This is a genomic window from Spirochaeta dissipatitropha (genome assembly GCF_054657935.1).
Genome location: NZ_BAAHXT010000008.1, coordinates 62,313 through 77,169, shown reverse-complemented (window position 1 = coordinate 77,169; position 14,857 = coordinate 62,313). Strand labels below are relative to the sequence as shown.

Annotated in this window: 12 protein-coding genes; 3 read left to right on the top strand and 9 right to left on the bottom strand. The window is 48.7% G+C overall.

All coding sequences use genetic code 11. From position 1 onward, the window contains the following. Nucleotides 1–19 precede the first annotated feature (19 nt). From ACYQ2L_RS11005 to vapB, 3 genes are read right to left on the bottom strand one after another with little or no spacing between them, the layout of a single operon-like run. Nucleotides 20–1,237: an MFS transporter gene (locus ACYQ2L_RS11005; RefSeq protein WP_460055392.1), complete on the bottom strand. Its 1,218-nt coding sequence runs from the start codon at nt 1,235–1,237 to the stop codon at nt 20–22. 48 nt (nt 1,238–1,285) lie between these two features. Continuing rightward, entirely contained in the window at nt 1,286–1,693 is a 408-nt protein-coding gene (vapC, locus tag ACYQ2L_RS11000; protein ID WP_460055390.1) for a type II toxin-antitoxin system tRNA(fMet)-specific endonuclease VapC, read from the bottom strand. Beyond that, nucleotides 1,693–1,929 (bottom strand): type II toxin-antitoxin system VapB family antitoxin, encoded by a 237-nt coding sequence (gene vapB, locus ACYQ2L_RS10995; protein ID WP_460055387.1) that lies wholly within the window; start codon nt 1,927–1,929, stop codon nt 1,693–1,695. Before vapB ends, vapC begins: the two co-directional genes overlap by 1 nt. Before the next feature lie 317 nt (nt 1,930–2,246). Between vapB and ACYQ2L_RS10990 the strand changes: the two genes are divergently transcribed. The 3 genes from ACYQ2L_RS10990 to arsA all read left to right on the top strand — a co-directional run bounded on the left by ACYQ2L_RS10990 (nt 2,247) and on the right by arsA (nt 5,006). After that, nucleotides 2,247–2,648, top strand: coding sequence for an ArsR/SmtB family transcription factor (locus tag ACYQ2L_RS10990; RefSeq protein WP_460055383.1), 402 nt, complete (start codon nt 2,247–2,249; stop codon nt 2,646–2,648). 106 nt (nt 2,649–2,754) lie between these two features. Continuing rightward, the gene (gene arsD / locus ACYQ2L_RS10985) at nt 2,755–3,174 is read left to right on the top strand and encodes an arsenite efflux transporter metallochaperone ArsD (protein ID WP_460055380.1); all 420 of its coding nucleotides are present in this window, start codon (nt 2,755–2,757) and stop codon (nt 3,172–3,174) included. Continuing rightward, nucleotides 3,174–5,006 carry an arsenical pump-driving ATPase gene (gene arsA / locus ACYQ2L_RS10980; protein ID WP_460055378.1) on the top strand — a complete coding sequence of 611 codons (1,833 nt, stop codon included), beginning with the start codon at nt 3,174–3,176 and terminating at the stop codon, nt 5,004–5,006. The genes arsD and arsA overlap by 1 nt, the downstream gene beginning before the upstream one ends. Nucleotides 5,007–5,028: 22 nt before the next feature. Here arsA and ACYQ2L_RS10975 read toward each other — a convergent pair whose 3' ends face one another. The 6 genes from ACYQ2L_RS10975 to bglS (ACYQ2L_RS10950) all read right to left on the bottom strand — a co-directional run bounded on the left by ACYQ2L_RS10975 (nt 5,029) and on the right by bglS (ACYQ2L_RS10950) (nt 14,802). Further along, entirely contained in the window at nt 5,029–7,974 is a 2,946-nt protein-coding gene (locus tag ACYQ2L_RS10975; protein ID WP_460055375.1) for a GH36-type glycosyl hydrolase domain-containing protein, read from the bottom strand. Beyond that, the gene (gene bglS, locus ACYQ2L_RS10970; RefSeq protein ID WP_460055373.1) at nt 7,967–8,791 is read right to left on the bottom strand and encodes a beta-glucanase; all 825 of its coding nucleotides are present in this window, start codon (nt 8,789–8,791) and stop codon (nt 7,967–7,969) included. Before bglS (ACYQ2L_RS10970) ends, ACYQ2L_RS10975 begins: the two co-directional genes overlap by 8 nt. A gap of 21 nt (nt 8,792–8,812) precedes the next feature. Further along, nucleotides 8,813–10,192 carry a hypothetical protein gene (locus ACYQ2L_RS10965; RefSeq protein ID WP_460055370.1) on the bottom strand — a complete coding sequence of 460 codons (1,380 nt, stop codon included), beginning with the start codon at nt 10,190–10,192 and terminating at the stop codon, nt 8,813–8,815. Nucleotides 10,193–10,202: 10 nt separating this feature from the next. Then, the gene (locus ACYQ2L_RS10960) at nt 10,203–10,883 is read right to left on the bottom strand and encodes a carbohydrate binding domain-containing protein (protein ID WP_460055367.1); all 681 of its coding nucleotides are present in this window, start codon (nt 10,881–10,883) and stop codon (nt 10,203–10,205) included. 93 nt (nt 10,884–10,976) lie between these two features. Continuing rightward, a complete protein-coding gene (locus ACYQ2L_RS10955; protein WP_460055365.1) occupies nt 10,977–13,400 on the bottom strand; it encodes a substrate-binding domain-containing protein in 2,424 nt (807 codons plus the stop codon). A 121-nt stretch (nt 13,401–13,521) separates the two neighbouring features. Further along, the gene (bglS, locus tag ACYQ2L_RS10950) at nt 13,522–14,802 is read right to left on the bottom strand and encodes a beta-glucanase (protein ID WP_460055363.1); all 1,281 of its coding nucleotides are present in this window, start codon (nt 14,800–14,802) and stop codon (nt 13,522–13,524) included. Between the last annotated feature and the right edge of the window lie 55 nt (nt 14,803–14,857).

Genomic DNA, 14,857 nt, shown 5'->3' with positions numbered 1-14,857 from the left:
TTTGGTCTTTCTATCGGGTTCACAACTCTGATTCTGCGAGGTTGGATTCTGAATCACGCATGGCTATATGGCGGGTTTCCGGAGCAGCAAAGGCCATAACCGAGAATCCTGCAGCTCCGATTCCGGCGGTCATAAGCACCGCTGCCTGCAGACTGAAAACACCGGCAATCAAGCCGATCAGAGCCGGTCCAAGGGTTTTCCCGAAATCGCCGTAGAGCCTCCAGAGTCCGAGGAACTCGCTGACCGAGCCGTTTGGTGCGAGATCGGTTCCTGTTGTCACATTGATTCCTGTCCCCATTCCGTTACCAATTCCGATTACACAGCTGGCAAGCAGAAACAGCCTGATGTTAGAAGCAGGTATAAGCATAAGAAGTCCAAGACTGAACAAGGCCAGGCAGATACTGCCGGCAGCCTTTCTGCCGTAACGGTCAAGTACAAAACCGGCCGGCACAAAAAGCAGGAGATCAAAGAGGGCGCCAGCACTCATAACCAGACCGATTGTACTTGCGTCCAGAGAGAGCTGAGCCCCCCAGAGCGGAAGTATAATCTGCCGCCCGGCCCGCAGAAGCGAAAGGGAAAGAATCGCGAGTCCTACCAGTACCAGAGCAGGAATGCGGTCGGATAGTCCATCCAGAACCCTTTTGAACTGTCTGCCGACATGCTGCCGCTTTGCCAGCAGATCGACATGCTGGGGCCGGCTGATAATGAAGGAAAAAAGACCAAGCGAAAGAAGGAGTGCCTGAAAGAGAAAAACCGAAGGAGCACCAAAGGCATCAGCCAGGAATCCTCCACTGACAGGCCCGGCTAGCATTCCGATCCGCAGGGATCCACCGAGCAGCGCAGAAGCGCGTCCCCGGACTTGAGAATCCACCGTTATGCGGATTACCGACATTACCCCGGTGATCTGCAAGGGAACAACCAGACCGGTTAAAAGACTGAACAGGCCGATCAGATACACTGATCGGCTCAACGCAATTGCTATGCTGAAAAGTATATTCAGAACAAACGCCGTAATGATCATTCTGTTGAGGCCGAACTGTGATAGAATCAAGCCGCTCGGTACATCGCTGATTGTTTCGCCAAGTCCACGAGCAGCGAGAACGAGTCCAATAAGGCCAACACCGGCACCAAGGCTGGTGAGATATAAGGGAAGGACCGGCGCAATAGCCGAAACGCCGACAGCCAGAAGCATAATAGGAATGTAAACCGGCCCGATGAGTTCCCGAATTTCACGCATGCGCCACTATATCATTTTATTTCCGGAGCGTCCAAACAGCAGAACTTGCTATAACGCACACGTCCAGTCAGCAATCCGCAGACCATCGACCCTTTCGAATTCTCTGGTATTATTCGTAACAAGAACCAGACCCTGGCTGCGAGCATGTCCGGCAATATGAAGGTCGTTAACACCCATGACTCTTCCCTTTCGCTTCAGATCTGCTCGAATTTCACCATAATGCGCTGCTGCAGTTTTATCATAGCCAACGATCTCGAGGTGTGAAACAAAATCCTCGACATTCCTGCGGTTGCGTTCGGGCAGCGAACTTTTTTCCACTCCATGAATCAGTTCCGCGTACGTAATAGAACTGATGCACATCTGTCCGGCATACATGTTAAAAATTTCTCTCAAGCCAGGCGGGCGCTGCTTTATAACATAAATGACGATATTGGTATCAAGCATGTATTTGAACATCAGAATGATTCCCGTTCAGGCTGGAACTGGTCAGCACGGTCAGCCATAAAATCTTCCGTTACTCCATCTTCAGTCTGCAGGAAAAAGTTATCCCAGGAATTGTTCAGAGGTTCCAGAATCCTGGCAGATCCGACTACTCGAACGGAAATTTTTTTTACATCGGCTGGAAAACGGGTTTCTGCCGGCAGGCGTACAGCTTGAGTACGGTTATTTTCAAATACAGAACCAATTTTCATATACCCTCCTGCAAGGATGCTATATACCCTCAGTATATACCCACTGATTCCCAACTGCAAGTCATCTTTAGTTGCAGCTCCCGAGACAGAGTTGAGTAGTTAGAAGATGGCACCAAGCCTTACTGCTATGTTGTTTCTCTATCATAGTTTACAGTCCGAAATATAAGCACAAATTACGATAATGATGTATGTTTTTGTAAATAATGACAGAGAAACATTATATTTCAGACTCATGGTGCCATCTTCTAACTACTCAAGAGACAAAGCGATCTCGACAAGCCTTGTGACTTCCTGTACTTTTATTTCAGGAGACAACATTGCAGGAATCGAATGAAATGGAACCAGGAACTGTACAGGCACAATTATTTAAAAGCCTGGCTGATCCCTTGCGTATCCGGATGCTGAATTTGATGGCAGCAAGCTCCGAAGCCTTATGCATCTGTGAACTTGTAGACTCTCTTCAGGTACCTCAGTATCAGATTTCCCGTCATATGGCTATACTCAAGAAAACCGGCCTGGTTGCTTCACGGAAGGATGGGGTATGGGTATATCACCACCTTGCTACCCGCCCAATATTCTCAGATGATTTCTGGAAGGGATTCGCAGACAGTCTGCAACAGGACCCCCTTCTTGGACAGGATTATGATCGCCTGCTGCTTCGGCTGCAAATGCGGAAGCAGGGGCGATGCGTAATCGGCCTGCAGGCTGAAAACAACTGAACTACATCAGTCTTCTATTGAAGTCAAGCTTGACCAGTGATGGTACAACAGCTATATTGTCCATAAAGACATGCACTTTAACGCATGTCCGAGACTGGAGTCTTCAATGAAAAACATAATCCTTCAAATCTACGATCCAGCGCTTTGCTGCTCCTCCGGAGTATGCGGGCCGGAAGTTGATCCTGCCCTGGCTGCATTTGCCGGCACACTGAAAGCAATTCCTGCGGATGCTGGCATCAGCGTAGAACGCTATAATCTCGGACAGCAGCCTCAGGCTTTTGTCGATAACCCGAAAGTCAAGGCATTACTGACAGACCCCGAGGGCTCGCCCCTGCCCTACATTCTCATTGACGGAGAGCTGGTATGCAGCGGTCGCTATCCTGAGCGTAAGGAAATATTCAACCTGCTGGGATTGGACACAGCAGCTGCAGCTGCGTTGCAGAACGGACAGGACAAAATGGTTCTCACGGATGTAATCAGCCCAAAAGACAGTTCCTGCTGCTCAGGCAGTGAGGGTTGCTGCTGATGCAGAATTTGCTGACGAAGATTCCCCGTTACACCTTTTTTACCGGAAAGGGAGGAGTAGGCAAGACATCCATGGCCTGCGCAACCGCTCTGGCTCTCGCAGACCAGGGCATAGAGCAGGGGAAAAAAGTTCTTTTGATCAGCACTGATCCGGCCAGCAATCTGGACGAAGTGCTGGGGACTGAGCTAGGTTCACGTCCGACAGCCGTCCAGGATGCTCCTAATCTGTTTGCTCTGAACATTGATCCGATTCAGGCTGCTGCGGAATATCGGGAACGGATGGTCGGACCATACCGAGGCGTTCTCCCGGATACCGCCGTACAGCAAATGGAGGAACAGCTCTCAGGTGCCTGTACTGTGGAGATTGCCGGTTTCAACGAGTTTTCCAAACTGCTGGGAGATGATGAGACTACCCGCGAATACGATACGATCATTCTTGACACCGCACCAACCGGCCATACCCTGCGTCTCCTGAATTTGCCTGCTGCATGGACTGATTTTATCGCAGACAATACCAGCGGCAGTTCATGTCTGGGGCCTGTTGCCGGACTGCAGGAACAGCAGCAGTTGTTTACCCAGGTTGTCGACGCCCTGAAGAATCCCGACTTCACCCTGCTGGTTTTGGTTACACGGCCGGAGCCGATGGCATTGTTCGAAGCCGAGCGGGCCGGAATCGAGCTTGGTGACGCAGGAATGAAAAACAAGCATCTGATCATAAACGGGGTTTTCGAATGCAGGAGTGGTGACCGCGTCGCTGAAGCCTTCGCGGAGAAGTCCAGGGCAGCACTGGCGGATATGCCGGCAGGCCTGATCGATCTCCCGCATACAAAAATCCCTTTCCTGCCTGCGGGGCTGACAACTCTGTCCTCACTTCGCCAGCTTGCGCAAGAAAACACTTACGAAGCTGCAGTGACCGATCATCTGCAGCTTCTGACTGATCTCGATCCAGTACTCGACCGCACAGAGGACTGGACTGATCTCATAGACGGCATAGAGGCAGATGGAAGCGGTGTGATCATGACCATGGGAAAAGGCGGAGTAGGTAAAACTACCATGGCAGCAGCAATTGCAGCGGAACTCGCCAGGCGCGGACATGAGGTAGTCCTTTCCACAACTGATCCTGCCGCACATGTCTCCCGGGTAATCGGCACAGAAAACGTGATGTCTGCAAATCTTGCAGTTGAACGCATAGACCCCAAAGTGGAAACCGAACGTTATGTAGCGGAAGTCATAGAGCGAAATCGCGGAGTACTGGCAGATGATGACATGGCATTGCTTGAAGAAGAGATGCGTTCTCCCTGTATTGAGGAGATTGCGGTATTCCAGGCCTTTGCCCAGACCGTAGCCCGGGGAGACACACGCTTTGTAGTCCTGGATACGGCTCCTACCGGCCACACCCTGCTTCTGCTGGATGCAACCCAGTCGTACCACCGGGAAGTAGCCAAATCGGTAAACGAACTACCCGAAGCAGTGCAACAGCTGCTCCCCCGCGTCCGTGATCCACGCTACACAAAGGTCCTTGTCGTTGCCTTGCCCGAGGCCACACCGAGTCATGAGGCAGCTGCCCTGCAGCAGGACCTTCAACGGGCCGGCATCCAGCCCTTTGCCTGGATTATCAACCGCAGTTTTGCCGTCTCCGGTACCGAAGATCCTGTCCTGACAGCGAAAGGCTATGATGAACTGAGGTACATCAGCGAGATTGTAGATACCCTCGCAGACCGGACCGTGATTTCCCCATGGCTGTCGCAGGAACTGGATAATCCTGCAGCAATCCGGCAGCTGTTTGAACTTCCGGACTGCTGCATCAGAACTCGAACTGGCTCAGCAGGATAAATCTGGCTGCGAGCCTGGGACCTCAACTCTGGAATACTCCCTGAATTTCAGGAGGACTCCCGGTATTCCCAAGGGGTATTGTATTACCACTGTGAAGCTCACCGTTTACCGTGAGTTCCAGTGAATGCTCCCCAAGCCTGAAAAAGCCTTCAGGTTTGTACAAACGTACCTGGATTATTTTCCCCCTGTGTTTAAGACTAAAGGAAATGTCCCTGTCTTCCTCTCTCAGCAGCGGATTCAGGCTCAGACTGTCCCTCTGCAGGTCGATTCCCAGCCCTTCCTGCAGAGCCAGAAAAAACCATGGTGCAGTCCCGCTCAGAAGAGGCCCGATATTCTCTCCGGTCTCGCTATTATTATACTGAGTGCAGAACCGGGGATTCCCACCTAAAACGAAGGGATTATTCAGAGTGCGAGGGGGAAGAACCAGATCAATCATCTCCCATGCCTCTTTTGCCAGCTCTCTTGCCAATTGAAAATTTTCTACCCGCCTGGCTGCATGGAAAAAGGCCGTTGCGGCCATCATAACGGCGTGTTTGAAAACTCCACCGTTTTCCCTGTCTCCAGGGAAATACTCCCCGGATGCTGTGCCAGGAACCACCCGACCCAGATCAATTGGAGAAACCAGCTTCAGACCATGTGGTGTTTTAAGCTTTTCCCGAATAACAGTGAGCATCTGCCCGATCTCATCCTCGTTTGCGACCCCGGAAAGCACGGACCAGGAAAAACTATTGAGGAAAAAGGTTCCCCCACTACCGTCCGTATCCAGTCCATCTCCCTCGGCACCGGCATAGCTGAACCCGGGGTAACTATTAAACAGTAGTCTGGCATACACCCCATTGATGCAGCCATGTTTCCTGAGATTTTCGGTCATTACTGTATTCTGTTTTCGGGCCCATTGCCGACCCTGCTCATCATGGAGTATTCCAGCCATGTCCTCCAGTTCTTTCGCCGCAACAACAGCGAGAAAGCCATTCATGATGCTTTCAGTCCCCATGGAGGAATACTCGCCAGTCTCTTCCCGGATCTTTTCCTTCTCGGGACCGGAATGATAATTCTGATCGAGTTTCAGACAGTCATTCCAGTCAGCTCGATCCAGGAGAGGGATGCCATGGACACCAATAGAGATCTCTGTGGAATAACGCAAGGCATTTACAAGCAACTGAAACAGACTTATCTTTTCCCTGACCTTCATTGACAGTATCGATTCGTCACCAGTCAGCCGGATGTATCTTCCGACAGCCTGATGCAGCCAGAGTGCATCATCAGACCATTCACCGCTCTCTTTGCCCTCCCAATAGAAATTGTGGTCTGCATATCCAAAGGGATGCAGATGAGATGCCCAATTAAGTATCAACTGCTGTACCACTGTGTCCTGGCCTGAAGCACAGAAAAACGGGAGTGACGCAAACAAGTCCTGAATCTCCCTGAAACCGATCTCCCGGTAGCCCTTTTGGGTCTGCCCGAAAGATCGGGAAACCATTGACTGGTAAAGCAGCTGAAAGGGCAGATTACGGGATACATAGGTACAGAAGGGCTCCGTTCCACCGGAAATGGAAAAAAAGGATGCCCAGTTTTCCTGAGTTTGTTCAATCTCCTGCAAAGCCTCATGAATAGCCCCTGGTGTTCCCCTTGTCTCGATTAATCGGGAGATCTCTTCAAGGAGTCGCGAATCAGAGACTCCATCCCGGGGAGAAAGCTCATAGGGCTTGATCCCTTCATCACCCATAAGCGAGACAAGACCCGTAAACTGGGTCAAATGCCGGACTTCACCGGGAGCAAGCGTGACAGTACTGCCAAGGGCAAAGAAGCCTGGCCCCCGCCGGGTCAGTCTGTTATCCAGTGAAAGTAGCCCTGAAGGCTCTTCCAAAGAACCATCCCCTAAAAATGCCCCGTAGTCGGTGGTGAATTCGGAAGGAAACACAGTTCCTGAATCACTATGAATTAACAAGGTGTGGAATCGTCGATCACGGCGGTCATGATCAGGATGATACCAGGGGCTGAGCGCCATAACGGAACCATCAGCGTTTCTGATCATTCCGGATTCCATAATAATGGTGCTGTACAAAACATCTTCCTGCAGGGCCGGAGGTTTTGAGGGACCAAACATCCCTATACCCACGAAGCGGAGGTTCCGGGTGATTTTGCTATTATTCCTCAAAGTGATCCCCTGCACCTCTACCGCAAGTGGCAGATCCTGCTGGTGAGGAAGGATAAAAATTCTTCGCTTGATATCGATACCACATTCAGTCAGGCAGCAGATTTCAGTATGGTTCTGGCCGTGCCGGCAAAATCCCTCATTTACATTCGTCCGGGCATCGGCTGAATAGAAAATCTGTCTGTTCCCTTCGGTCAGGTAGAACTGCCTATTAGCAGGAAATCCGTTCTCCTCCTGCCTCAGATCCCAACGCGTTGCAAGTACCTGGGTAGCCGCATGAGATCGAAAGCTTCCCCTGCCAAGACGGCCCACTACACTTTTGGGAGTTGTCTGCTGAACGTTGGGAAAACCAGTTCTGTTTCCTATAAGAAGATTTACCCCGAAGTGAGGTCCCGGCAATGGACTCTTCAGTCCGATTCTGTGACTTCCGTCACTCTCAATAGTTCCAGCCCAGGATTCGAGTTCTGCCAGCACAGCAGACACAGCTTCCAGGGCTTGAACAGAGGATTCAATACCCCTGATTTCTCCATCTCTCTCTATCTTGAATACCGGCTTTTTTCCACCGCTGACATCCACAAGCAGATTATTTCCCTGCTGCAGCTGAGTAATTACAAAGGCCAGGAAATTACTTTGTCTGGAGAGCTGCTCGGTCACCGGAGCGACGAAAGGAAGCCCTGCTATTCCCCAGACCCGAAAACCGTGGCTATCCATGCATCGTGCATCCACATACCCTCGCACCGATGTTCCGAAAATCTCTCTGATACGCGACTCTGCTGAATAACTCCCCCGCCTTGATGTTACATACTCACTCATATCTCTCCCCGTTAGTTCTATCCTGAAGGGGACGGATACCATCACTCGAATATGCGGTGTACTTTATATAAGCATACTCAGCAGTAACAGGCAGAACCGAATCATCAAAAGATCCGGTCCAGGCATCGACCCCTGTTCCCGGCCACAAATTAACCATTATCTTTGCCGGTGTATCAGGAATTTTACCTTTCGATCCATCCTCTGTATGTACAAGCTCACCGTTTACAAACCAGTTGATTTCATCCGGTAACCATTCAAATGCGTATTCATTAAAATCTTCAGATGCATCGAATCCTAAATCAATATAGACTTCCTTTCCCCCTACTCCATTCGTGAAGTAATTGGTCTGCATTACCCTAGTATCTTTGCCGAGGATTTCAATGTCGATTTCATCCCAGGGATTATTATCAGATGGACCGGTATAGATAAAAAATGACGAGACTAATCCATCCCCCTTCGCTGCCTTCATTTTAACTTCATAAAGGCCATAGCTATAGAAATTTCTTGATCTATATTCACCGGACTTGTATTGGGGGCTGGAACCTGGCACATCATGATCAAGAGTCAATGTCAGAACAGCATTTTCTGTATCGAAGGAAACCTGTTCCTTCCTCCATGTAGCATCAAAAAACCCACCATTGGACCATCCGTCGGCTATCTCAAACAGGGCATCATTATGCGAATGAAAGGTAAACGTATATTCCGACTCAATGGAGGTTACACCGCTTATAGCAGCTGTACGATCCAGATCGCAAGAAAAGAACACTGATACAATTCCGATCAGCATAATTCCAGCCACACTATTCTTGTGTTTCACAATTCTCCCCTTGGTATATTCTTAGAAAAAGGTCTTTGCAGAAAGCAGAATTCTACCCGGTTTCTCCTGAAAAGAAGACAAATCATCATTTTCATATACAAGGCCGAATTCGGCAAACGGAAGCCCCACATAGTCTATACCAACAGACAAAGAAACAGGAAAGTCTCTTTCCGGCCCCAGGGTCTTCATGACAGTGTGTAATTTCGGTCGAAAAGATCCGGCAAATGTGTAATCTACATATAAGCCAAAGGCAATATTGTGACCTTCATTCGGTATTTGCAGAACATCTTCCAGTTCAAGCAGAGCGGCTAATTCCAGGGCATGTACCAGCCCCCCATCTCTGGGATCCAATGCACTGAATCTAAGATTGAAGCTGTCATTCTCTGCACTGTCACCATCAATATAATTGATCCCGGAGATAGTAACTCCTGAATATCTCAGATTGATCTGCTTCCAGCGCCTTGAATCTTCCTGCAAGGCAAGAAAACCATAGCTATCAGCTCCCGGCCATTCAAGAGTGAGTCCATATGCGATTTCAGCTCCGGAAAGAGACAGGTCATTCAGATTTTTCACATGTATGTCGACCCCTGCATTTGGTTTCAGAACAAGCTCATTAGAAATCGGATAACTATATTCAGCCCCTATCCCGGCCCCAAGGTCCAGAAGGTCCTCCGCATATCTTACAAAGGCTCCCTGATTAAGACGCAGATTACTTATGCCTGTGTAACTGACATTGTAGCCAATGTCATATCTATTGCTCGCATCTACAGTCCAGTCATTCAAGGTTCCAAACATAAACAGCCAGGACAGGGTATCGTGATCTCCCCCAATGCCGACTGAAGACTCAGAACCCTGGTTGCCATCTATACCCCCGACCATATCTGCCTTCTCACTGATATTATAATCAGGGGTGAACAGATAACTCCATGCTACCCTGGAAGTCAGATATGCCCAGTTGGCCCGTATTCTGTCCGATGAGCTGATTAGATTATAACCATCCAGTCTTTCATAATTTGTTTCACTTGCGCCGACCAGAAAGTAGAGCCTGTCAAAATAGATCCTGCTGTACACATCACTGAAATTAATAGTCCAGTTAGCTGCCGGATTCTGCTCCCAGCCGCTGGATTGATTCTCGATTGAATACTCCAGGAATCCAGTAAAGCTGGTTTCCATTCTGAACTTTTCGTTCTCACCTGAAGAAGCGATATGAGTATATGGCAGCAAGGGCCACGATATATCAAACTGGAATTTTTCGGATAAACCAAGCCTTACTTCTTCATAATCAAAATTAATTCCGAAGGTGGCAGATAGTACACCGTCAACCTGTGGACCTTCCAGTGAAAATCCATTCAGAGCCATTGCCAGCAGAACAAGCAGCAAAATACATGATTTTCTATTCACTGTATGACCTCTACTCTGCTTCAGTTAAAGTAATTGAACTAATAGTTACAATTACATCTTCTATGTTGCCAAGGTTAAGCTTGATTACTTCTGATCTGTTCGCTCCCGCGTCAGGATCATCTGTTGCTGTAAACTCAAGCGTGTATGTCTCAAAGTCAGTTGTGAGTGAATACCCGGATTCTGCAATAGTAACTTCATCGATTCTATTTGCAGGATCATCATCCCAGATCTGTGCGAATTCCATGCTGGCGCTAATATCATATGCCACACTGGCTTTTGCCGCGAATGTCATTACATAATCAGTTCCTGTAGTCAATTTTTCCAGTTCTTCAACGAGCTGTACTTTCCAGGCTTCGTCCCCTCCATCGATAATATTGATTTCGATATTTCCGTTAACAATGGCGACCGAGAAATCTGTACCCGTGTAATTATCTGTCACTGTAATACTTCTATCCCCGTCAGTTTCCGAGACATTCCAGATAGTGGCACCGTCTGTCTCTGTGTCCACAGCTGTCATGCCGGAAAAATCTCCGGATTCAGTTTCAGTACTTGTCTCTGTTGATTCCAGCGAATCCCCAGCACTGGCTGGTTCATCAGTTGTTACGACCGGGTTTCTGCAAGCCGAAAGAGTCGCAATACCGAGCACTGCAATTAAAACAAACGCCCATCTGATCAGAACAATTTTCTTCATAATAATTCTCCTTAGGCTTATTCTATAAGCAGGAGAAAAATCAGATCGCTCTGATATGTAGTGTTTTTAACAGTACAAAAAGTTGTATTACATTCAGCTGACTGGCTTGATCTTCGATGGGTCGGTATTACGTGACAGGAGAGAATTAATGACCGACAGCAGATAGCTGTCATAGCCAAGCTCCTGCTGCTTGTAATTCCGGATTACTGATAGCATTTCAGTCTTTCCACTGACTTGTAGTTTGGAATAGATTTGACTGACATGACCCTTTACTGTGCTTTCAGCAATAAACATTATCCCGGCAATGTCCCTGATCCGGCGGCCGCTCAGCAGGGCAGAAAGTATTTCCTGTTCGCGTTTGGTCAGCTGAAAGGTACGGTAGAATTCATCGTCTGGAAGGGCCTGCTTGGTAAGCGGGAGAGTGGTATCAAGAATACTCCACACGAGCAAGGTCGGCAAACCAGCCGTATCCCTCTCAGCTACTGAAATACGCAGTACAGGACTCATAGACATAGAACCCTTGCGGGTTATCCGCATATTCGGAATATCCAGACTACCCGTATGGCTCAATTCTCCACGCTCCTGATCGCTCAAACCACGACGATCACCATCGAACAATTCCGTGAGTGATGACCCACAAATCCTGCTATCCCGACCGAGTATATTCTCCGCTGTACTGTTGAGTCTGCGAATAGTCAGATGAGGTGTAGTTTCAATAATTCCGAGTGGAAGTTGGTCAATAACCGAGCGGGTCCGCTGTTCGGTACTTACCAGGGATTTCATGGATTGTTCAAGTGACCTGGTAGACTGCTCGCGTTCACTGAACACATCCGATACAAATAGAGCCTGTGAGATTTCGTTGGCAATTGTATCATACACCAGGAGATCAAGTTCTGTTGCTTCCAGAATGACCATTCCAAAGTGTTTATCATGTTTTAACAATGGCAGAATAATCAGTGTATGGCCTATATCCATGGGCTTGATATCAGACGGAAAGACCTGAACTGCTGGATAAGGATCAGAAACCAGGTTCTCACGTGTGTTGTTGAGGTATAAAACCGGGCAGATCATACCAAATTCAGGTTCATTGCGTACCCCGTCGACATGACGGGATACCAACGCATGCCGAATGCCCAGCGCAGGCAGGCGATCAGCCAGTATATCCCATATCTGGTTCCGCGTGAGCACCGAATTCAACTGCTCATTAAGATCTCTCAGCCCGGTCAGAACTGCCTCAAATCGGGTATAGCGCTGTGCTTCGCGCTGACTGACACGTGCCGTTACAACTGCATAACTACATCCGAAAAGATTACCAAGATATGCCTGCTCAGAATAATCATACTTCAATTCAGAGAGCACGACCTGCTGAATCGCAGACAGTATTTTATGCCACATCTCACCAAAGGTGGTCCATGAGAATGTCAGCTCCAGTGATTCATGCAGAATCTGAAGAAACAGGGGATGCTCACGTCGAATCCGGACATCCAGGTCGAGGGTCTGCAGGAGAGTGAACACAATTCCTGTAATTTCACCAGCCAGAGCGACAGGGGGATGAATGATCTGAAGCACCTGATCCTGAATTGAGCGGGCTAGTGCCGCAGGCTTTGTTTGCTCGGTATTCATCTTGAATAATGGAGCACTATCACAGCCGCAGGATTCCCTGATAATCAAGCTGCTTTTTATCGTTGTCAAATCTGGAGGGGTATCCCCTTTCAGTATCCGTTGCAGATATTCACCAGCCTGTGCAGCCTGCTGATGCAGAAACTGACAGACGGTTGTCAAAGGAGGAGAGAGGAAACGTGCTTCGTCCAGATTATCAAAACCTATAATGGCATAATCACGGGGTGCAGAGAATCCGAGTCGCTGAAGATTCTGGAAGATACCGATTGCCATCTCGTCATTAGCGCACAGCAGAACATCAAACTGTAGTTTACCGGTAGACACCATATCTGCTGCCAGAGAGGCTGTACAGCGGTAACTCAAATCACCCTGATATATAAGTTCTGGATCAATCTCACGTCCAGCTGCATGCATGGATTCTGTAAAGGCAGTAAACCTATCGACAGCTTCTTCATTGGAATCGGGGCCACATACAAAAGCGATTCGTTCATACCCATGTGTTTCGATTGCATGATGCACTGCTTCCTGTATCCCGTTACTGTTATCGGTTTTAATACAGGGATGACCGGGAAGTTCCATCCCCAGAGTCACCAGAGGCTTATCTGTAAGTTCACGGAAAAAGGCGGCTGTCTCTTCTTCTCCCTGGAAAGACCCAAGCGAGCCGGCGGCAACTATCAGTCCGGACAATGGTGCTTCGCGGATAATCTGATAAATGGAATTGTAAGCCTGTTCTTCAGGATACGGTGAGTTAAACGACCTCCCGGAAATAATCATGAGCCCTATATCCTGAGACTTTGTCCATTGGGTAAGGCCGGAAATGATCTGATGCTGATAACGGCCCTCTATCTGGTTAATAACCAGTCCGAAGTATTGTCTCTCCTCATTCCTTGATTTCACGCGTATTCTCCACTTATCGTATGAGCAGTATAAAACAGGATGATGTATTACGCGAGTAATTCATAAAACGGCAGTCAGAGATTAGTCCAACTGCCGCTGATTTCCAGAGTTCCTGTTCTAACTACTGGCGCACTACTGAAATGTTATTGAAGTGTACATCACCGGTGCTCTGGCCCAGATTGATTTCCAGGCGTGCATTGGGCTCATACGGGGAGTTCATTTCAAACTGCATGCTGTAGTGATTCCATTCCGGGGACAGCGAAAAACTGACCGGCCCGGAAAAACTTCCCCAGGGGCTCACGGACTGATTCACACCAACCTGAATCGTTCGGTTGAATGCTGATGCTGCATCGAATGATACCCTGTATGTTGCACCCTGTTCCAATGTGAGCCCTTCCTGAATCAGCTGTACCGACCATACCTGACTGCCGCCATTCCAGATCTGTACCAGTCCAGCGTCATTCGTGTTCAGATAAGCATTTCCGCCCTGATAGGTTCCCAGATGCCAGCCGCTGTTTCCATTTCCGAAATTACCGTTTGAAATCATATTACCTGACGACGGATTACCTGACGAAGGAGGATTCAAGGGTGATTCAGTATAGGGGGTGTACCGGATATATTCATATTCAGCAGTAATCGGCAGATTTGAATTGTTAAAGGGATTCAGCCATTCGTCTACTCCGGTGCCTGGCCAGAGGTTTACCATAATCTTGCTTTCATGGCTGGGAATTGCTCCCTTACTACCGTCCTCGGTATGAACAAGCACTCCGTTGACGTACCAGTTAATCCTGTCAGGCAGCCATTCAAAGGCGTAGTCGTTGAAGCTGTCAGCAGCATCAAATCCCAGATCAATATAGACCTCTTTACCTCCGACACCATTGGTAAAGTAGTTGGTCTGCATTCGTGTTGTATCCTTACCCAGAAACTCGATGTCGATCTCGTCCCAGGGTTGATTATCTGATGGCCCGGTATAGGTGAAGAATGAAGACACCACCCCGTCGCCCCGGGCGGCACGCATGCGAACCTCGTACAGGCCATAGTGATAAAACTCACGGCTTCGGTACTCACCTGACTGATACGGTGGGTTGGATCCATGGCTGTCCCAGTCGAGCCTCAGCGTCATTCTCCCGCCATGATTTTGAGTGAATGTCACTTGAGAATCGCGCCAGGTTGCGTTGAAAAAGCCACCATTACTCCAGCCATTGGCGATCTCGAAAAGACCTGCATTATGCCATGCCAGGTTAGCATCCAAGGCGGCAGGAAGCGATGTCAATCGAGCCTGAGATGAAATTTCATGATCAGGACTGGAATGTGGTCCGATATCAGCCAGATTAACACAGCCGGCGGTGGTTACTGCAATTACGAATATAACTACAATTCCGAGTACTTTGTATTTCTTCATACTATCTCCTTGACTTCAGGCTACCAGCTATGGAAGAAAGGGAACGGGCTTATGG